Source organism: Luteolibacter ambystomatis (assembly GCF_018137965.1).
Taxonomy (GTDB): domain Bacteria; phylum Verrucomicrobiota; class Verrucomicrobiia; order Verrucomicrobiales; family Akkermansiaceae; genus Luteolibacter; species Luteolibacter ambystomatis.
Window position 1 is genome coordinate 3606389 of record NZ_CP073100.1, and the last position, 19366, is coordinate 3625754.

General features: G+C 62.4%; 15 protein-coding genes. 6 read left to right on the forward strand and 9 right to left on the reverse strand.

Annotation, left to right across the window (positions count from 1 at the left end):
- Nucleotides 1–43: 43 nt before the first annotated feature.
- Nucleotides 44–2806, reverse strand: a complete 2763-nt coding sequence (locus tag KBB96_RS13730; protein ID WP_211630014.1) for a helicase-related protein — start codon at nucleotides 2804–2806, stop codon at nucleotides 44–46.
- 137 nt (nucleotides 2807–2943) lie between these two features.
- Nucleotides 2944–3441, reverse strand: coding sequence for a DUF2062 domain-containing protein (locus KBB96_RS13735; protein WP_211630015.1), 498 nt, complete (start codon nucleotides 3439–3441; stop codon nucleotides 2944–2946).
- A gap of 103 nt (nucleotides 3442–3544) precedes the next feature.
- On the opposite strand from KBB96_RS13735, the gene KBB96_RS13740 reads away from it, so the two are divergent.
- On the forward strand, nucleotides 3545–4300 hold the full coding sequence (locus tag KBB96_RS13740) for a TSUP family transporter (protein WP_211630016.1): 756 nt from the start codon (nucleotides 3545–3547) through the stop codon (nucleotides 4298–4300).
- A 4-nt stretch (nucleotides 4301–4304) separates the two neighbouring features.
- On the opposite strand, the gene KBB96_RS13745 is transcribed toward KBB96_RS13740, so the two are convergent.
- The 4 genes from KBB96_RS13745 to KBB96_RS13760 form a co-directional block, all read right to left on the reverse strand.
- Nucleotides 4305–6263 (reverse strand): DUF455 family protein, encoded by a 1959-nt coding sequence (locus tag KBB96_RS13745; protein ID WP_211630017.1) that lies wholly within the window; start codon nucleotides 6261–6263, stop codon nucleotides 4305–4307.
- 53 nt (nucleotides 6264–6316) lie between these two features.
- Complete coding sequence (locus tag KBB96_RS13750; protein WP_211630018.1) at nucleotides 6317–6559, reverse strand: hypothetical protein; 243 nt, start codon at nucleotides 6557–6559, stop codon at nucleotides 6317–6319.
- 109 nt (nucleotides 6560–6668) lie between these two features.
- Entirely contained in the window at nucleotides 6669–6962 is a 294-nt protein-coding gene (locus tag KBB96_RS13755; RefSeq protein ID WP_211630019.1) for a hypothetical protein, read from the reverse strand.
- 190 nt (nucleotides 6963–7152) lie between these two features.
- Entirely contained in the window at nucleotides 7153–8235 is a 1083-nt protein-coding gene (locus tag KBB96_RS13760; RefSeq protein WP_211630020.1) for an SAM-dependent methyltransferase, read from the reverse strand.
- A gap of 105 nt (nucleotides 8236–8340) precedes the next feature.
- On the opposite strand from KBB96_RS13760, the gene KBB96_RS13765 reads away from it, so the two are divergent.
- Both KBB96_RS13765 and KBB96_RS13770 read left to right on the forward strand, forming a co-directional pair.
- Nucleotides 8341–8703, forward strand: coding sequence for an RNA recognition motif domain-containing protein (locus KBB96_RS13765; RefSeq protein ID WP_211630021.1), 363 nt, complete (start codon nucleotides 8341–8343; stop codon nucleotides 8701–8703).
- Nucleotides 8704–8705: 2 nt separating this feature from the next.
- Entirely contained in the window at nucleotides 8706–9335 is a 630-nt protein-coding gene (locus KBB96_RS13770) for a DNA-3-methyladenine glycosylase family protein (RefSeq protein ID WP_211630022.1), read from the forward strand.
- 166 nt (nucleotides 9336–9501) lie between these two features.
- Here the strand turns inward: KBB96_RS13770 and cimA are convergent, their stop codons facing one another.
- Together cimA and KBB96_RS13780 are read right to left on the reverse strand one after the other, a co-directional pair.
- Nucleotides 9502–11067, reverse strand: coding sequence for a citramalate synthase (gene cimA / locus KBB96_RS13775; protein ID WP_211630023.1), 1566 nt, complete (start codon nucleotides 11065–11067; stop codon nucleotides 9502–9504).
- Between the two features lie 276 nt (nucleotides 11068–11343).
- Nucleotides 11344–13089 (reverse strand): SMP-30/gluconolactonase/LRE family protein, encoded by a 1746-nt coding sequence (locus KBB96_RS13780; protein ID WP_211630024.1) that lies wholly within the window; start codon nucleotides 13087–13089, stop codon nucleotides 11344–11346.
- A gap of 145 nt (nucleotides 13090–13234) precedes the next feature.
- Between KBB96_RS13780 and KBB96_RS13785 the strand changes: the two genes are divergently transcribed.
- The 3 genes from KBB96_RS13785 (at nucleotide 13235) to KBB96_RS13795 (ending at nucleotide 16759) form a co-directional block, all read left to right on the forward strand.
- A complete protein-coding gene (locus tag KBB96_RS13785; protein ID WP_211630025.1) occupies nucleotides 13235–13846 on the forward strand; it encodes a DUF1294 domain-containing protein in 612 nt (203 codons plus the stop codon).
- Nucleotides 13847–13851: 5 nt separating this feature from the next.
- Nucleotides 13852–14088, forward strand: a complete 237-nt coding sequence (locus tag KBB96_RS13790) for a VF530 family protein (protein WP_211630026.1) — start codon at nucleotides 13852–13854, stop codon at nucleotides 14086–14088.
- 121 nt (nucleotides 14089–14209) lie between these two features.
- Complete coding sequence (locus tag KBB96_RS13795) at nucleotides 14210–16759, forward strand: alpha-galactosidase (RefSeq protein ID WP_211630027.1); 2550 nt, start codon at nucleotides 14210–14212, stop codon at nucleotides 16757–16759.
- Between the two features lie 37 nt (nucleotides 16760–16796).
- On the opposite strand, the gene KBB96_RS13800 is transcribed toward KBB96_RS13795, so the two are convergent.
- Nucleotides 16797–19337: a DEAD/DEAH box helicase gene (locus KBB96_RS13800; protein WP_211630028.1), complete on the reverse strand. Its 2541-nt coding sequence runs from the start codon at nucleotides 19335–19337 to the stop codon at nucleotides 16797–16799.
- Nucleotides 19338–19366: the final 29 nt, after the last annotated feature.

The window sequence follows — 19366 nt, forward strand, 5'->3', positions numbered from 1 at the left end:
GATCTTCACGCACCAAAGGTGCGAAATAGAAAGGTCGCTGGTTCTACTCGACCGTCTTTTCCTTCTTGGGAGCGGCTGGGGCCTTCCAGATCAAGCGCACGGCATCGATGCGGGGACGCGCGGCGGAGATGGCTTTGGCCAACTCCGCCTTGCGTAATTCCAGCGCGGCAATTTCTTCCGGGCGGACGTGATCGTTCACGCTGGCGAGGTCCTTGAGGCGGGAGATTTCAGCCGAGAGTTCCAAGAACATGCTTTCCTGCGCGGCTTGGATGATCGGGCGGCTTTGCTCGACCGCCATGTCACGGATCTTCGTGAGCATCGCAGGCAGCACCTTGCGTTTCACCGACTCGTTCTTGAGCAGCCCTTTCGATTCGCTGCGGCGCAGCTTCGCCGCGGCCACGGTGGCATCATCGGTGAGGACATTGCCGAGGTGATCGACCATGATGCGGACCGGTGTCTGCGGCAGGAAGCGTTCGACGTGCAGCTTCGCGGGCGCGATGGCCTCGACCACCACCCACGCTTCCAGCAGCATCCGCTTGTCGCCACCCGTTTCCCAAAGGGCGAAGCAGGCATTGCCATCGGCGGTGCCGAGCATGAGATCGAGCGCACCGCGAACCATGGGATGATCCCAGGTCATGAATGCCTCATGCTCATGCCCCAACGCACGACGACGGTCGAAAGTGATGGTGATGCCGTCATCCGGCAGCGCCGGGAAGGCATCGGACTTCAGGTTTCCGGGCTTGAGGAAATAACGCCGCGGATCGAGCTCCTCGATATCCACTCCGCTGTGTTCGAAAAGCCGGATGACGAAGTCCTCGAACTCCTTGTCCGCGTCCCAACCTTGGATACCTTCCACCAACGCAGCGGATTTCGCCGGCCGGTGCGAGCTGCGCTCCAGCAAGCGATCCTGCCCGCGGGCCAGACGTTCGGAGACCTCCGCGCGGACCTCGGCGGTGCGCGCGAGCAGTTTCTTCACGGCGGCAGGCTTGCCGCCATCGAGCGCGCGATTGAGTTCGTCCTGCACCTGCCACTGGATCTCCGCCCCACCGGCCACGCTGTGGCGGAAGGCATCGAGCCCTTCATCCATCCAACGAACGAGCGCCTCCTCCATGCCCGCGATGTACGGCACATGGATGCGGATGATTCCCTTCTGGCCGATACGGTCGAGGCGCCCGATGCGCTGCTCCAGCACATCGATGTCCTCCGGCACATCGAAAAGCACCAGATGGCGGGCGAATTGGAAATTGCGGCCCTCGCTGCCAATTTCGGAGCACACCAGGATGCGCGCGCCGTCCGGCTCCGCGAAGTAGGCGGCATTGCGGTCGCGCTGGAGAAGCGTCAGCTCTTCATGGAAGAGCGCGCCCTTCACGCCGGACTCTTCCTGAATGGCCTCCATCACCGCACTGGCGAGCTCCACCGTATTCGCAATGATGAGCACCTTTTCGTCACCCAGTTCCTTGAGCAGCTTGCACACCCAGTTGACGGCGGCGACAAAGCCTTCCTTGCCCTTCAGCTTGACGAGATTCGGTTCACGACCGGGAAAACCACCGAGATGGGCGCGGGTATTGCGGAACATCACACGCCCCATCCCGAAGCCATCAAGCAGATCGGAGACGAGCTTTTCGCGCGCGCCATCCACGCCGCTGCGGAAGCGGGCGAGCGATTGTTCCAGACGCTTGCGGCCTGCCACCAGCAAATCGAGTGAGGCACCGATGTCTTCTCCCGCATCGATGCGTTCGACAATGTCCGCGATTTCCTCGTAATGCGCCGACTCTTTCTCAAAGCGCGCGAGATCCGAATATCGCTCCGGATCGAGAAGCTGGAGACGGGCGAAGTGGCCTTCCGGGCCGAGCTGCTGTGGCGTGGCGGTGAGCAGCAGGAGTCCTTCGGTCTCCGCTGCGAGCGAGCGCACCATTTCGTAGGCGGCACCGGGTTCCTCCGGCGACCATTCGAGGTGATGGGCTTCATCGACCACGAGCACGTCCCAACCGGCTTCGCGCGCTTGTCCGGTGCGGCGTTCGTCATTGGCGAGGAAATCGATGGAGGCGAGCACCCACTGGCTGTCGAGGAATGGATTTCCTTCCGGGTCGCCTTCCTCGATCGCTTCGCAGCGGCTCTCATCGAAGATCTCGAATGAAAGCTGGAAGCGACGATGCAGTTCCACGAACCACTGGTGAACCAAAGGCTCCGGGACCAGCACCAGCACGCGCGAAGCACGACCAGTAAGCAACAGGCGATGAATGATCAGACACGCCTCGATGGTCTTGCCGAGACCCACTTCATCCGCGAGCAGCACGCGCGGCACGGGTCGGTTCGCCACCTCATCCGCGATGAAAAGCTGGTGTGGAATGAGATCCATGCGCGCACCGGCCAGCCCGCGCACCGGCGAGCGGCGCATGTCGGCACGACGTCGCAAGGCTTCACCGCGCAAATCGAACGCGGCGACATCATCGAGCTTGCCGCCGAAGAGACGCTCCTCCGGCTTGCTGAAGCTGATCGAGTCGCAAAGCTCCGCTTCCGGCACATCCCCGGCTTCCGTCTCATGAATGCGCAGGCCGTTTTCCTCGCGCACACGCTCCACGGTCATCTCCGCACCGGTGTGGGTCTTGATGCGATCACCGGGCAGGAAGCGCACGCGGCGCAGCGGCGCCGAATCGAGCGCATAGCAACGTTGCTCGCCAGCGGCGGGAAAGACGATCTCCACGCGGCCATCGGCACCGCTGAGGATGATTCCGAGACCCAGTTCGGGCTCGCTGTCACTGGCCCAGCGCTGTCCGCGCACCCATGCGTTCTCTACGGCTACCATGCGAAAATCGGGGGCGCGCAACCTAGTGCCCCCACCGGCCACCGCAAGCGTGGTTTTGTTGAAATCTCACTTCTCCATTTCCACGTCACTCCACCACAGGTGGAATCACGTAAGGACGCTCTTTCCTCTGGACACGCTCAGACTCCGGAAAACTCGTCCGCAGGCGGTGCGGCGGCGCGCTTTGCTTCCCGGCGTTCGAGGTAGCGGAGCATCAACCCGTAGCTGATGACTCCGATCGGCACCGCCAACAGCAGCGAGCCGAGCACCAGGGGCTTTCCTACGGTGAAGATCGTGGACCAGCGCAACAGTTCGCTGACCTTCGGATGGCCCGGCGGGAATTCATGAGGCGCGTGCAGGAGCCAGTAGCCGACGCGGTATTCCCACAGCAGCAGCCAGGGCGAGATCGGAATGGTCACGTCATGGAGCTGCACGGCGATGGCCGCGGCCACGACATTGCCGCGGAACAACCGTGAGGTTCCCATCGCAAGCAGGGTCTTGAAAAACAGGAAGGGCGTGAATCCCCAGAACATGCCAAGCCCCACGCCGAGCGCGATCGCGTGCGGGCGATCCTTGAGCAGGAAAAGGTGGGTCCATTTCTCATGGAGCCAGCGCCAGGCTTTGCGGAAGAAGGTCATGAACTGCCGGGACTATCGGGGGATATGACGCTGGATGCACGTTTCCTCGGAAGAAAAATCACGCTTCCCGTGAGGCACGGAGCCTTCATGCTGCCTGCGGACGATGCCACCGTGGACCTACCTGCTGCTGTTTTTCGCCGGGCTGGCGGGTGGATTCATCGATGCGATCGCCGGTGGCGGCGGACTGATCACGGTCCCGGCCCTGCTCGCGGCAGGACTGCCACCGGGAATCGCGCTGGGAACGAACAAGTTCCAATCGTCCTTCGGCACCTCGATGGCGGTGAGCCGATTTTTGAAAGCCGGTTTGCTGAAGATGGAGGGCATGCGGATCGCGGTGGTGCTGGCTTTCGCGGCGAGCATGGCCGGGGCCTTCGCCGTGAGCGTGTTGGACAAGGATCTGCTGAAGCGGGTGATCCCGTGGATGCTGGCAGCGGTGGCGGTCTATACCGCAGTGAACCGTCGGTTCGGTTTGCAGCGCGGAGAGCGGAAGATGGCACCGATGGTTTTCGCCACGGTCTTCGGCCTCGCTTTGGGATTCTATGACGGCTTCTTCGGACCGGGCACCGGCTCGTTCTGGACCGTGGCACTGGTGACCCTGCTGGGCAGTGATCTGCGCGAGGCAACCGGCTACACGAAAGCAGCGAACCTGGCGAGCAACGCTGGAGCGCTGGTGGTGTTTCTCGCCGGCGGTTCGGTACACTTCGCAGTGGGTGCGGTGATGATCGCGGGACAGCTTCTCGGCGCGAGGGCGGGTGCGAGCCTGGCGATCCGCCGTGGCGCGGGCGTGATCCGACCGGTCTTTCTCACGGTGGTGTTTGCGATGACCGTGAAGCTGCTGTGGGATGCGTGGGGCCGGTAGGACGTTATGGTACCTGCTTGTCCCAGACGGCGATGAACTCCTTTGCCATGGAGGGATCGGTGAGCAAGGTCCGGCCCGGGATCATCCCATCGAATGTCTTTTTCCGCAGGATGCGGAAGCGTCCGTTGCCACGGAAGGCCTTGCGTTTCTGAAGCTCAAGGGCGATCCGGCCCATGGTCATGCGGACGTTCACCTCCACCACCGGCCGCAAGGCCAGCGATCCATCTGCAAGCCGATGGATCATCGCGTCGATGCCAACCGGTCCGACATGGCCGGGCAAAAGCGCGGGCAGCTCGGCCGGAATGCGATTCTCATACCAATCCATCCCCTGCCCTGCGCCGAAGAAAAAAGCCGCACATTCCGGGTCCAGCATCGATCCCCATTTCCAGGCGACGCGGGTACCGGTGAAGCGCCCCGCGCTGTCATTCTCCATCACGGTCATGCCGACGAGGCGCACGCGGCCATCCGCCTCCATTTCGTAGAGCGCGGAGAAATCAAGGACGCGCCGGAGCCACGGCTCGATGGCGATGGCACGGTGTTTTTCCAGCGCCTGGCGAATCCATGCGAAGGCCGCTTCATCCAGCCTGCCAGGATCGATGCGGAAATGTCCACGACCCGCACAGGAATAGGCGGCTTTCAACAAGGCGGAACGATCTCCGGCATGGATGACGGCGGCTCTCTCGCGAACGATATCCAAATCGGTGGCGAGCCTGCCGCGTTGCCCGGAGGAAATGCCAAGCTGTTCTTCCAAACGCACCCCGAGCTCCTTCGAGAAGCAAACCGGCGGCAAACTTTCCCGCCACGCCCACGGCATGCTTGGCGCGATGTTGTCCGCCAGCCCCTCAAACAAGGCCGAAGCATCCGGCGACCACGCCCACGGGCGCATGCCACCCAGCTTCCGATCCTGAAGCGTGGACAAGTCTCCGCGCGAAACAATCTCCGGGATCTCCAAGCCTGCTGCTTTCAACGAAGCGAGGTGCGCTGCGGATGGCGGACGACGCATGACGGCGATGTCATCCTTCCGGCACCACGCGAGCGCGAGGATCTCCAGATCCTCGTCCAGCGCCACGGCGTGCTTGTTCGGATCGTAGCGAGTGCCACTCACGGCGGCCATCACGTGGGATTCCGCATCAGGATTGAACCACGCCAGCACCGGCGTGCGGCCGCGCGATTGGCCATAGACCTCCAGATGGCGGATGAAATCCTCATCGAGTCCGGCGAGCCGACGGCCTTCGGCATTGAATGGAGCGACCCCCTTCGCACGCGCGGCACTGAGTGGCAGCCGCTGCACCTGGCAGAAGGCCTCCCAATCGGTGGTACCATGCTGTTTCCAGTGACGGAACCATTTCACGCCGTGACCCACATGGCCGATCTCGTCCTGGTAGATCTTTTCCAGCACCGCTGCGGTCGCATTGTCCCCGGCCTGACGGAACAATGCGGCGTAGTGCTTCGAGAAATCGAGATTGGCCTGTTCGAAGGTGAGATTGAGGCGTGTGACGAATTCCAGCGGCGACTCCACCGGAGCCACCAGCTTCCAAAAGAAATCGTTCAGCGGAAGCTCACCGAAGCCGATGCCGCATTCCCGCATCCGCCGCAAATACAGGAGCGTATGCATCTGCTCCTCGCGCATGGCCTCATACACGCCCGCGCGATATTCCTTCGGCGCATCGGGAAACTTGAGCAGCACCAGCGCCATCAACTCCGCGGCGAGCAACTCGTGATTCGCGAGGAAGTGCAGCAGCCTGCCGCGCTCGCGGTCATCATCCAGCCGGTGGGTGCCGGGGAAATCGACCTTCACCCCCTTCTCTCCAAGCCGCAACTCGGCCGGTCGGCCGGGGCCGGAGCCGGGTACGGCGATGGCCTTGCCCGGCTGATCGTCACGGATGTCCTTGGGGACAAGCAGAAGCTTCTCCTCCAAGGTGGACGCAAACAGCACCCGCTCCGCCGCTTCACGCATCTGCATGACGCGGCGATCATGACCACTGTCCGGCCCTTGCACATCCCCAAATCAAATCCTCACCAGTGGCGGTGATGACCACGATAGTAGTAGGGGCGCGGACCCCAATACGGATTTCCGTAGTAGTACTTCGGCCGGTTATTCTGGCCGATGGCGTAACCCGCGACTCCGGCGACAGCAGCGGCGGCGAGGGGGTCCACCGACTGGCGGGGATAACCGTAGGCATCGTAGGTCGTCGTGCATGAGGTGGCCGTCATGGCGACCAACCCGGCGGCGATCACTTTGATGAGAGTGCTCTTCATGGGAATATTCGATTCACCCTTTTGACGGGCGACGTCCGGATTCATTCATCCGGAAAAGCAAAAAGCCGCCGGGAAAGTCTCCCGAGCGGCTTTTCCAACCTGGAGCCAATCAGCGCCAGTATCCGCGGTGGCGGAAGGCATTCGCACGATACGGATTGATCGGGCGGGCGTAGCCGCGTCCCCAGTAATTGCGGTAGTACGGGCGATAGTAGGGCCCGCCGTAGTAATACTTCGGCCGGTTGTTGTGGCCGATCGCGTAACCGGCGACACCGGCCACCGCCGCAGCGGCAAGCGGGTCAACGGACTCGCGGGGATTTCCGTACGCATCATAGCTGGTGGTACAGGAAACCGCCGTAAAGCCGACCAACGCCGTCGCAATGACTTTGAGAAGGAACGATTTCATGGATTTCCGGAGGTTGTTCTGACTCCTTGTCTCCCTTCTCGCAGATACCATTCCGAATGATCGAATCTCCACCCAACTCACTCACGATGAGAGAAAAACACCCTCTCGCCACTACACTCAAGCTGTTGTAGTGCCCAGCTTTCCCCGCAATTCGCATGGGCATTCCGCGCAACCCGTGCAATTCGCCCGATCAGACCTTGGTTTTCTCCAAGAACAGTGTGAACTCCTGCCGGTTGTAGGTCAGGTGCGTGGTTGCGAATAACGACAAACCCACCGCCTTCGCCCGCGTGGTCACCGCTTGATGAAGTTCGCTGGCGGCCTCCACGCTGCTGGCATCCGAGGTCTTCAGGGTGAAGACCACCAAACCGCCCTTCCGAAGGTGGCTGGAGAGACGGATGATGTAGCCGATGGACTCGAGCGCGCTGCCGTTGAGATCGGACAGAAAGGCATCGTAGTTCTCGCCTTGAGGCGGCTGGAACGTGGCCACGTCCGCACGCAAGAAGGTCAGGCCGGAGGTCTTGTCGAGCCGGGCATCGAGCGGAGCCCGATCCACGGCAGTGACGCGATAGCCGCGTTTCAAAAGTTCCGAAGTCATGCCGCCCGGGCTGGCACCGAGCTCCAGCCAGTGGCTGCCGGTCATGGGCAGCGGACGATGGAGGCGGAGATAGTGGAGGGCCTCGGCGATCTTCGCGCCAGCACGGCTGATGGTTCCGGGAGCGTTCTGGCTGATGTAGCGGGTACCTCCGGGGTGGAAGCCATTGCTGTCCCGCAGGCTTTGCACGCCGCAGAAGAGGCCTTCCGGCCCAACCAGGCAGAATAACGTAAGCGCGGCCGGGTCCTGTTCCTCGACCTCGATTTTTCCCACGTTCGGGAAAAGCTGGAGGGTGCGCCCCCGGAGGTTCGAGGCGAGGGTTTTGTAGTATTTGTTCGGTGAGCTGGGATCGAGCTGGCCCACCAGAATCGCTTGCAGCGGCAGATGGCCGAATTTCCGGAACATCGCCTGCGCCGCCTTTTCGATGAAGCCTTCCGTTTTCTGCGGGTTGCACGGCCAACTGTGATGCACGGGCAGGTTCCAGCGGATGAATTGGGCGGCGTCCGAGGCGCGGATGGCCTGGAAGTCTGTTCCTTTCAGAAGGTGATATTCGCTCCCAAGTGGTGTGGAAGCGGTCGCACCAGTCCGCTGGATCACCTCCTCCACCAGTTCCCCGAAGACCTCGGAGACACGGATCAACCAACCGGAAACAGGCGGAAAAGCGGGCAACGGAGCGGACATGATGTGGAGCGGGGCGCGACCGTGTCAGGAAACCGCCGCCCCGCCAAGAATCCATGCTCGTTTCCGGGAAGGTTCCCGCCTACAGTGCCGCTCCACCGGAACTCCATGATCATCCTGATCCGCAATCTCGACCGCGCCACCGACCGCATCCAGCTCCACGCCGTGCTCCGCAAGTTCGGCAAGGTGACCTCTCTCGATCTCGTGATGGATGAGGAGACCGGCCGTTCGAAAGGCTTCGCCTTCGCCAACATGGCCACCGCCAAGGACGCCGTGAACGCGATCCGGGAGATGGACGGCATGCAGCTCGGCGCGAACATCCTGCGGGTGAAGAAAGCCGCCGCGTCCTCCGTGAAGAAAGGCAAGGCCAACCAGCCGGAGGAAGAAGAAGCTCCGCAGCGCCCATCATTCCGTCCGCGTGGTGGATCGCGATCCGGTCCACGCTCCAGCCCGCCACGCAAGCGCCGCTGAGCATGCCCCCGGATCATTCCAAGGCGGTGGCGCGCTTGAAAAAGGCGTGCCCGACGATGAAGGGACTCATTGACCGGGTGGGTCCGTGCGCGATGGAATACGAAACCAAGCGCACGCCCTTCCAATCTCTGGTCAGCGCGGTGGCGCACCAGCAACTCCACGGCAAGGCCGCACAAACGATCCTCGGCCGCTACCGCAATCTATTTCCCGGCGGGCGCGATCCGGGGCCGAAGACGCTCGCCAACGTGAGCGACGATGACCTTCGAGGCGTGGGGTTCTCGCGCTCGAAAACCGCGGCGCTGCGGGATCTGGCGGAGAAAGCCATTTCCGGCGTAGTGCCGGGACGAAAGGAAATCGAAACACTGTCCGATGAGGAGATCATCGCTCGGCTGACACAGGTGCGAGGGATCGGGAAATGGACCGTGGAGATGCTTCTGATCTTCACGCTCGGCCGTGGCGATGTCTGGCCTGTGGATGACTACGGAGTCCGCAGCGGCTATCAATGGGCCTACGGTCTGGACGCGATGCCGAAGCCTAAGGTGCTGGAAGAGTTAGGCGAGAAGTTCCGCCCGCATCGGTCGCACGCCGCGTGGTACCTGTGGCGTGCGACGGAGCTGGCGAAGGTGAAGTAAAACTGGTCTCTGCAGGGTAGCTGAAGTCGTGAGACTCAGGTTGGGTAAAGTTCCGGAGTGCCTCGCATGTCGGTTTTCTCCCGACCTATCCAAAGCGAAGCATCGGGATGAGGTCGTATTCACCCAGCCCGAAGTCTTACGACTCCGGCTACGATCCACTTTCAAATCACTTCCGCTTCTTCTGCAGGAAGAGATCGATGCCATCCACGATGGCGATCCAGCTCGCCTCGATGATGTTCTCGGACACACCGATGGTGCCCCAGCTTTGATGACCATCGGTAGTCTCGATCAGCACGCGGGTCTTCGCCGCAGTGGCGTCATGGCCGTCCACGATGCGGACCTTGTAGTCCACCAGCGAGATCGCCTCGATCTCCGGATAGAAGGGCAGCAGCGCCTTGCGCAGCGCCACATCGAGCGCGTTCACCACGCCATGGCCTTCCGCCACGGTGTATTCCGGCGTGTTGTCCACGTAGAGCTTCACGGTGGCCTCGCAGACCGGCTCATGGCCGTCACGGTACTTGCGGAAGCTGGTGTGGTATTCCTTCAGGTCGAAAGGTTTCGTGTAGGTCCCCAGCTCGCGGCGGATGAGCAGCTCCAGCGAACCACCAGCGGCCTCGAAGGAATAGCCTTCGTGCTCCAGCTCCTTCACCTTCTGCAGCACCGCCTTGGCGACAGGCGATCCCTTCTCCAGGCCGAGCCCGAGCTGGTCGGCCTTGATGAGGATGTTGTCCTGGCCGCTGAGTTCGGAGACGAGGATGTTCTGTGAATTGCCCACGGACTGCGGAACGATGTGCTCGTAACTGCGGGCCAGTTTCTTCACCGCATTGACGTGCATGCCGCCCTTGTGGGCGAAGGCGGTGCGGCCGACGAAGGGCGCACGGGCGAAGTGCGGATTGTTCGACACGTCGTCCACATAATACGAGAGATCCAGTAGATTCTCCAGCGCAGGCACGACAGTGAGGCCCATCTTGAGCTGAAGGATCGGGATCACCGAGGTGAGGTTGCAGTTTCCGGTGCGCTCGCCGTACCCGTTGATGGTGCCCTGGATCTGGGTGGCTCCACCCTTCACCGCGGCGACCGCGTTGGCCACGGCCAGTTCGCAGTCGTTGTGGGTATGGATGCCGACCGGAGTACCGGGGATGCGGGCACGGACGACCTCGCAGATTTCCTGCACCTCATGCGGCAGCGTGCCGCCATTGGTATCGCAGAGCACCAGGCAATCGGCACCGCCCTCGGCCGCAGCCTGAAGAGTGGCCAGCGCGTGCTCGGCGGAATCCTTGTAGCCGTCGAAGAAATGCTCGGCGTCATAGACCACCTCGCGGCCGTGCTTCTTGAGATGGGCCACGGTGTCGCGGATCATCGCGCGGTTTTCTTCCGGCGTGGTGCGCAGGACCTCGGTGACCTGAAGCTCCCAGCTCTTGCCGAAGATCGTCACGACCGGTGTCTCCGCCTCCAGCAGCAAGCGCACCTGGGCGTCCTGCTCCACGGGAGTGTCCGCACGGCGGGTGGAACCGAAGGCCGCCAGCTTCGCGTGCTTCAGCTTGAGCGACTTCGCCGCTTGGAAAAACTCGACGTCCTTCGGGTTCGATCCCGGCCAGCCGCCTTCAATGTAATCGATGCCGAATGCGTCCAGACGCTCGGCAATTCGCAGCTTGTCGAGACCTGAAAGTTGGAATCCTTCGCCCTGCGTGCCGTCACGCAGCGTCGTATCGTAGAGGAATACCGGTTTCATCGATGGGGCGCGGAGCCTATCGGGCGGACCCCGGTTCGGCAACCGGCAATCCTCCCCATATCAAGGAGGGCGTTTTTGGGTAAACCAATGCGATTTTAAGGAGAAGACTCGAACGCGGGGTAGCCGGAGTCGTGAGACTTCGGGCTGGATAGAGTGCCGCACGGGTTCCGGCGATCATTGCTCTCAGATGCCCGGGATGAAATCTGCCGGGCATCGAGATTGGAGGACAAGGGTGGATCCCCCCCGCCTGAAGTCTTACGACTCCAGCTACAAAAATCAGAGATGCGGCTTCGGCGGATCCACCGGCGCTTCCCAAGCCATCGCTCCGACCAGCTTGGTCTCCCGCTTGTAGACCTTGTCCCCACAGGTGACGTAGAGGGTCTCCTTCTCCGGTCCGGCGAAGCAGAGATTGGACGGATAACGCGCTCCGGGCACGGGTGGCAGGATCAGGTTCACGCGACCCGGCTGGTCGAAGACCTGGATGCCCATCGCGGTGGCGGCGAGCAGCCAGCCGTCCTTGGTGACGCGAATGCCATCGGCCTTGCTGCCCGGATCGGGATCGGCCGGCGGAAGATGCAGGTGATGGTAAGGCTGGACGTTGACCAGCGAACCATCCGCCGCGCGGGTGGCGGACCAGATGTAACGACCACCCGGATCGGCCACGTCGATGCGGCTCTGGTCGGGAGTAAGCGAGATGCCGTTCACGCCGCGGAAGGCATCGCTGCCGAGCACCTTTTCCTGCCCGGAGCGGATGATCCACACGGCGTGCTTGGCGGGCTCGGTGGCGTAGATGGTGCCATCGTGCGCGACGGTGAGGTCATTGCCCTTGATGCCGGTGGCGTGGACTTTCTCCTCCTTGGTCTGGATGTCCCACGAAACGATCTCGCCACTGCCGGTGCGGCAGCCATAGAGACGGCCATCCGGGCCGAACGTGAGACCATTGGTGCCGCGGGTGTCTTCCATGAACACGGACACCTTCCCATCCGCACCGACGCGATGGATGAGATTCTTTGGAATGTCCGAGAAGAACACGGTGCCATCCGGGCCGGGCACCGGACCTTCGGTGAAACCGTGGCCTTCGCTGACCAGTTCCCAATCCTTGCCGGGGATCAGCATGTCCTTCGCACGGCTCTTGGTCGCATCATAGTGCACCTCGACCGGCTTCGGGAAATCCTTCCACAGCCAGCGCATGGCATCCGGCAGGATCGCGCCGCCGTGCTGGTGGGAATGCGGTCCCTCACCCCAGGCATGGTTCACTTCATAGCCCGCGAACTGGAGCGACCGCTCCATCTCCTGGTTCGCCATCCACCAGTCGCCGCAATAGATGTTCTGGTCGTTCGATCCATCCTGCAGGAATACGCGCAACGGCAGCGGCTCCGTCTTGCGGACCAGCACCGCCGTTTCATCGCCACCGCGCAGGCCCACGAACGTGCCGATCATGGAATACACGCGCCGGAACTGATCCGGGCGCTCCCACGCCGCGAAAAACGACGCGCAGCCGCCGGAGGAAGCGCCGCACAGGCCACGGTGATCCGGGTTCGGGCTGATGTTCCGCTCCTTTGCGACTTCCGGAATCAGCTCGCTGGTGAGGAACTTCGCGTAGTCGCCGGTGAAGGCATCGTATTCATAGCTGCGGTTGTAGCGCGGCTGGCTCTTGCCATCACCCGCAGGCGTGACGCCCGGATCGACGAACAACCCGATGGTGACGGGCATTTCCTTCGAGTTGATCAGATTGTCGAACACGATCGGCACCTTGTCCGCGCCCTTTTCGTTCACGTAGCCGCCGCCGTCCTGGAAGACCATCAGGCAGGCGGGCTTCGAGGCGTCGTATTGCGCCGGAGTGTAGACCCAGTAGTCGCGGGTGGAACCCGGATAAACCTTGCTGTCCTTGAAGGTGTGCTTGGCCACCGTGCCGACCGGGACGCCCTCGTGGCGCTGGGACGCGGGATCAACCGGGTAAGGACCTTCCGCCGCAAGGACGGAGGGCAGGACCAACAATGGAGCAAGGAGCAGGGGTTTCATGGATCAAAGCAGGACGAACCATGGAACCCGGATCTTTCGCACAAGAATGGACAACACCGAATGGCCAAACCGGAACCCGGTTGATCGAACCAGCCGGTCGGAAGAGATTGCCAGCGCCCTATCCGCTCATTGACCATCCGGAAAAATGGCGGAGGAATTCACCGGTACGATCGTGGAGTGGAATGAGGAGAAAGCCCATGGCTATCTCCGCTACGGGAAGAAGCGTATCTTCCTCCACATCCGAGATTTCTCCGAACGCCACAAGAGACCGGCCATCGGGGATCGCATCCGCTTTTGGGCCGGCACCGATGGCAAGGGCCGCCCCTGCGCGGTGAAAGCCGTGCATGTGAACGATGGAGGTCGCCTCGGCATCGGCAGCTTCATCGTCCTGGGCCTGCTTCTCCTCCTCCCTGCCATAGCCTGGTGCTGTCTTCCCCGGCCGTTGCAGTGGGTGGTTGGAGTCCTGTATGGCTCGGCCAGCGCCCTCGTCTGGTTTCTCTACGGCAGGGACAAACAGATCGCCCGCCAGAATGCGTCCGCCACCTCTCCACAGAGAAGACGGGTGCCGGAGTCCCAGCTCCACTTCCTTGAGTTCGCAGGCGGCTGGCCCGCCGCATTCATTGCCAAGCGTCGCTTGCGGCACAAATGTTCGAAACTGAGCTACCAGGCACAATACTGGCTGATCGTGACCCTGCACGAATTCCTCGCCTTCGATTTCCTTTGCGATTGGAGGATCATACGGGCGATCCTTGCCTGACAGTGATGCCCGCCCCGTCTGAACACCCCCGCGATCCGCTCCACGGCCTTACCCTGGAGACCATCCTGACCACCCTGGTGGATCGGCACGGCTGGGAGATGCTCTCGACGCGCATCCGCATCCGTTGCTTCACCCACGATCCCAGCATCAAATCCAGCCTGACCTTCCTGCGGAAAACCCCGTGGGCGCGGCAGAAGGTGGAGGCATGGTATCTCTACGATCTGCGCAAGGGGATCAAATAAGCGGTCAGGTTCGGCAGGGATCAGAGATATGCCCGGAACACTCCTCAAGCCGGTCGGGTCGGCCCACCAGTCGTCCGGCTGAAGGATCTCCACTTGGTTCCCGTAGGAAACTTTCCCCGCCATGCGCCGTTTGCTGCTCCTCTGCCTCCTGCCCTGCTCCATCCTCTCCGCTGTGCCGGTCTTCCCCGGCAAGGCCCCGGGTGCTCCCGCCGCCGATGGTACAGGCGGAGTTTTCACTCTCCGGAACCAACTCCTCTCCGCAAGCTGGTCCTGCCAGAACGGCGAACTGCGACCGGTGGAAATCGCGGACCTGCTCAACAACCACCGCTTTCCCCAGACCTACCGGCAGGTGTTCCGCTTCGCCACCGGCGAGGAAGCCACAAAAGGCGAAAACCAAACCTGGCTGGGCATGCGGCTCGAGGAGGATGCCGTGGTGGTCCAGTCCTCCGTCAATGGGCGCGGCTGGCGGACGCTGGCACGGATTCCCGCGGACAAATTCCCCGGAAAACCCGCCTTGGTCCGTCTCGGCAAGACCGACAGGAAGGGTGGTCTTTCCGACTACCCGGATGCGGGCACTCCCGGCAGCCCGCGCTTCATCAATTTCCGGATCACCGACGAGCGCCGGATCTTCGCGAATGATGGCTTCGCCACCCTGTCTCCGGAATGGACACCGCGGCTTTCCACCAAGCCCGGCACCGTTATAAAAACCGAGGACGGCTGGCTCACGGTCACCGCCCCCGCGAATTGCGCCGCCTTCGTGGAGCGGAAATTTCCCGCCGAGGCGACCCAGGTTTCCTGCCGTGTCGACCGCGCCAACGACGATGCCCAGTCATGGGGTCCCGGTCTCGCACTGGTGTGGGACAACGGCAAAGCGATCGTGGTCAACATGCGCAAGGAAGGCGCATGCTCGGTGATAGCGGATGGAGAGGAACAGGTGATCGGCTCTCCTTTCCAAGCCGTGCCGGACTACAACGTGGTGGCATCGAAGCTGAAGGTCTTCGAAGGCCCGAAGCTGGTCGATCTACCCGCCGAACCCGCCAATCCGCGCGAAGGTGCGCATCATCCCGGCAAGGCGATTGTCGCAAAACTCCGTGATGAGAGCACCGGCCTCGCGGTGATGTGGCGCGCGGTCTTGCGCGAGGGTTCCAACTACGTCCGCGAGGAACTTACGCTGGCCTCGCCGAAAGCCCCGCTCACGCTAAGCGGCGTGCAGATGCTCGACCGCGCGGTGGATTCCCCGGCCAAGCTCGGTACCGTGCCCGGCAGTCCGGTGATCGCCGGTGGGTTGTTCTTTGGCGCGGAGTTGCCGGTATTTTCGGTGGAGACTGCCAAGGACGGATTCACCGGCGGCTTCCCCTGCACCTACAAGCTGGAGGGAACTCAGACGGTGACTTTCTCCTCGGTGACCGGCGTGGTGCCGGAGGGACAACTCCGCCGTGGCTTCCAATACTATCTCGAACGCGAACGCGCCCGCCCGGCGAAAGCATATTTCCATTTCAACGGCTGGTATGACGCGGCGGTTTCCGAGAAGCGCTTCCTCGAAGTGATGGAGGCCTACAAACGCGAGCTGATTCAGAAGCGCGGCGTGAAGCTCGATGGCTTCGTCATCGACGATGGCTGGGACGACGCGCGGGACACCTTCTGGGATTGGAAGCGCTCCGTGCTGCCGGAAGGCCTCAAGAACCTCCGCGCCGCCGCCGAGAAAGCCGGTTCCCGCCTCGGCATCTGGATTTCACCGCTCGGCGGATACGGAGAAGCTCCGATGCGCATCGCCAACGCGCGCAAACTGGGCCTCACCGATGGCAACAAGCTCGATCTGTCCGATCCGCGCTACTACAAGTGGTTCAAGGAAAAGTGCCTCTCGCTGATGCACGAGGACCGCGTGGGCTATTTCAAGTGGGACAAGGCGGGCGATGGCGTGAACCCGCACTTTATGTCGCTGCTGAAGCTTGCCGATGAACTCCATGCGGATGATCCGAACCTGTTCCTGAACGTCACCGTCGGCACCTGGCCGTCTCCGTTCTGGCTGAACCATGTCGACTGCACCTGGCATGGCGGCGGAGATGTCGCCTGGATGGGCAAGGGCGACAAGCGCGAGCAATGGCTGACCTATCGCGACCACTCCGCGCTATCGGTGGTGAAGCGCGGCCCCTTGTATCCGCTGAACTCCATCATGCTCCACGGCATGGTGCTCGGCCACGCCTACCAGGGCAAAACCACCGCCGAAGCGGGCAACCACCTGCGCAACGAATGCCGGTCGTTCTTCGGCTCAGGCACCTGCATGCAGGAAAGCTATCTTTCCCCGGACCTGATGGACGATGCCGCGTGGGACGACCTCGCCGAAGCCGCAACGTGGGGGCGAAAACACGCCGCCGTCCTCACGGACACGCACATGATCGGCGGTGAACCGACGAAGATGGAACCCTACGGCTGGGCCGCATGGATGCCCGGACAGGCGACCCTCACGCTGCGCAATCCGGACGACCAGCCGAAGATCATCGCGCTGGATGCTCAAACAGTGTTCGAACTGCCGACCGGCGCACCGGCGAAGCTGTCCCTGAAATCCGCCTACAAGGAGCAGCGTGTGAGGACACTCGACCTCATGGCGGGAACACCGGTCACCTTGGAACTCCTGCCGTTCGAGGTGCTGGTATTCGATAGCGGGAATTGATGTTCGTGGCGGCGGTTGAAAACCGTCGCCACACTCCTCACACCGTCGGAGCCATCGACATCAGCGTCAGCACCGGCCTCAACTCCTCATCGCTGCGGTCGAGATCGACGCTGAATGTCACCGTCCAATCGTTGATCTCCTCCGGATCGACCAGCGTCTGATGGACCTTCCACTGGCGCGGTTGCTCGCTGTCGATGTGGGTGTGCTTGATGTTGCGCGCTTCGGGATCGAGACGGATGCGCTCGTGGTCCTCATGAAAGTCATCAAGGAAATCGAAGAGACGGTCGCGGGTCCATGCGATGTCGTCGGCGTCGTTCGGCTCGATCTGTTCGAGTACCTCCTCCACGCGATCCGCGGACAGAGCCTTGATGACGGAGAACACCGCATTCCGCAGCGCCCGGGTGAACGCGGCACGATTGCGGGTAAATGGCACGGCGCGGCGTTCCGCCACCGGCTTCTCGGCCTCGGGAACGTAGTCGGGGTTCTTCAGCTTCTCCCACTCGTCGAGCAGGCTGGAGTCCACGCTTCGCAGGATGTCTTCCAGGAACTGCTCCGCCTCGACCAGCTCCTCAGTCTTCGCCGCGGGCGGGACCGTCTGCATCAGCACCTTGTAAACTTCGGACAGATGGCGCAGCAGCACGGCCTCGCTCTTCTCCAGCCCATAGGTCTTCACGTAATCCTCGAACGACTGCCAGTTCTCGAACATCTCGCGGGCGATCGACTTCGGCCGCACGTTGCCCTCCGCCATCCATGGGCGACCGGCGACGAAGGCATTGAAGGTGTCGTAGATGAAATCCTTGCCGGGCTTCGGCCACTCCACTTCCTCGAGCTGGAGCATGCGGTCCTCGTAGGCGACGCCCTCGTTCTTGAGCTGCGCCACCAGGTCGCCGCGGAGTTGCTCGACCTGCTTGCGCAGCACGATCTCCGGATTCTCCAGGATCGACTCCACCAGCGACAGCACGTTGAGCGCGTACTCCGGTGACTCACGGTCGAGCTGCGGAATCGCATCGATCAACCACAGGCCGAGCGCCTGGTTCATCGAGAAATCCTCCTGGAGCTCGACATTCAGACCGACCTTCGCCGGGCCGGTGCGCTCCGCGGGAGGAATGATGCGCAGGATCTTCCCCTCCACCAGTCCGCGGAAGAGCTGCATCGCGCGGCGCTTGAGCGCCTTTTGTTTCGGCGGCGGCTCGTGGCTGTCCGCGATGATTTTCTTCAAGGCCGAGCAGCCGTCCTCCTCCTGACGGCCCAGCACGTTGAGCAGCATGCCGTGATGGACGGTGAAGCTGGAAACGAGCTTCTCCGGCGGCGAATCGAGCAGCTTGCGGAAGGTTTTCTCGTCCCATGCCACGTAGCCTTTTTCCGGCGGCTTGCGCTTCACGAAGCCGCCCTTCTTGCCGGATTTCGAGGCCTTCTGCTCCAGCCGCAGGTTCTCGATCACATGCTCGGGTGCCTGAGCAACCACGTAGCCAACGCTGTCGTAACCCCGGCGCCCGGCGCGGCCGCAGATCTGCTTGAAATCGCGGACGGCGAGGATCTTGGTACCATTTCCATCGTACTTGCAGAGCTGGGTGAAGACCACGGTGCGGATCGGCACGTTCACGCCCACGCCGAGGGTGTCGGTGCCACAAATCACCTTGAGCAGGCCGCGCTGGGTGAGCTTCTCCACAAGGATGCGGTATTTCGGAAGCAAACCCGCGTGATGAATGCCGATGCCGTGGCGCAGCAGCTTGCTGACTTCCTTGCCATACGGGCTGCGGAAGTTCGCGTCGTGCAGCGCCTCGGCGATCTGCTGCTTCTCCTCCTTGGTGCAGAAATTCGAGCTGAGCAGGTTCTGCGCACTGCGGGCGCAGGCGAGCTGCGTGAAGTGGACGAGATACACCGGTGCCCGACCCGCCTCCACCAGCTCGATCACCTTTTCCTCCATCGGCGTCTCGCTGTAGTCGAACTCCAGCGGCACCGGGCGGTCCTCGCTCTTGATCAGCACCGTCTTGATGCCGGTGAGATTGGTGAGGGTCTCCTCGAAAAACGCGGTCTCGCCCAGAGTGGCGGACATCAACAGGAAGCGTGCCTGCGGCAGCGTGAGCAGCGGCACCTGCCAGGCCACTCCGCGCGACGAGTCCGAGTAATAGTGGAACTCGTCCATGATCACGTCATCCACCTCCGCGCGCATGCCCTCGCGCAGAGCGAGGTTCGCCAGGATCTCCGCGGTGCAACAGATGACCGGCGCGCCGGGGTTCACCGTGGCATCGCCAGTGATCATGCCGACCTTCTCCGGGCCGAAGATCTGGCACAGCGACAGGAACTTCTCATTCGCCAGCGCCTTGATCGGCACCGTGTAGAACGAACGGCGGTTCTGACAGATCGCCTTGAAGTGGAGCGCCAGCGCCACCAGCGATTTCCCGGAACCGGTGGGCGTGTTCAGAATGACGTTGTGACCGTCGAACAACTCAAGGATCGCTTCTTCCTGATGGCCGTATGGCTCGATCCCGGCCTCGACGAGGTATTCGAGGAAGGCATTGAGGATTTCATCCGATGACGTGGGATCGGAGATGGAACCGGGATCGAGAACAGCCATGTGCGGAGCAACCGTGACCGGGATCGCGG

Excerpts from the sequence above, each read along its gene's own strand:
- KBB96_RS13730 (WP_211630014.1), bottom strand. The coding sequence starts at position 2,806 with ATGGTAGCCGTAGAGAACGCATGGGTGCGCGGACAGCGCTGGGCCAGT.
- KBB96_RS13735 (WP_211630015.1), bottom strand. The coding sequence starts at position 3,441 with ATGACCTTCTTCCGCAAAGCCTGGCGCTGGCTCCATGAGAAATGGACC.
- KBB96_RS13740 (WP_211630016.1), top strand. The coding sequence starts at position 3,545 with ATGCCACCGTGGACCTACCTGCTGCTGTTTTTCGCCGGGCTGGCGGGT.
- KBB96_RS13745 (WP_211630017.1), bottom strand. The coding sequence starts at position 6,263 with ATGCAGATGCGTGAAGCGGCGGAGCGGGTGCTGTTTGCGTCCACCTTG.
- KBB96_RS13750 (WP_211630018.1), bottom strand. The coding sequence starts at position 6,559 with ATGAAGAGCACTCTCATCAAAGTGATCGCCGCCGGGTTGGTCGCCATG.
- KBB96_RS13755 (WP_211630019.1), bottom strand. The coding sequence starts at position 6,962 with ATGAAATCGTTCCTTCTCAAAGTCATTGCGACGGCGTTGGTCGGCTTT.
- KBB96_RS13760 (WP_211630020.1), bottom strand. The coding sequence starts at position 8,235 with ATGTCCGCTCCGTTGCCCGCTTTTCCGCCTGTTTCCGGTTGGTTGATC.
- KBB96_RS13765 (WP_211630021.1), top strand. The coding sequence starts at position 8,341 with ATGATCATCCTGATCCGCAATCTCGACCGCGCCACCGACCGCATCCAG.
- KBB96_RS13770 (WP_211630022.1), top strand. The coding sequence starts at position 8,706 with ATGCCCCCGGATCATTCCAAGGCGGTGGCGCGCTTGAAAAAGGCGTGC.
- cimA (WP_211630023.1), bottom strand. The coding sequence starts at position 11,067 with ATGAAACCGGTATTCCTCTACGATACGACGCTGCGTGACGGCACGCAG.
- KBB96_RS13780 (WP_211630024.1), bottom strand. The coding sequence starts at position 13,089 with ATGAAACCCCTGCTCCTTGCTCCATTGTTGGTCCTGCCCTCCGTCCTT.
- KBB96_RS13785 (WP_211630025.1), top strand. The coding sequence starts at position 13,235 with ATGGCGGAGGAATTCACCGGTACGATCGTGGAGTGGAATGAGGAGAAA.
- KBB96_RS13790 (WP_211630026.1), top strand. The coding sequence starts at position 13,852 with ATGCCCGCCCCGTCTGAACACCCCCGCGATCCGCTCCACGGCCTTACC.
- KBB96_RS13795 (WP_211630027.1), top strand. The coding sequence starts at position 14,210 with ATGCGCCGTTTGCTGCTCCTCTGCCTCCTGCCCTGCTCCATCCTCTCC.
- KBB96_RS13800 (WP_211630028.1), bottom strand. The coding sequence starts at position 19,337 with ATGGCTGTTCTCGATCCCGGTTCCATCTCCGATCCCACGTCATCGGAT.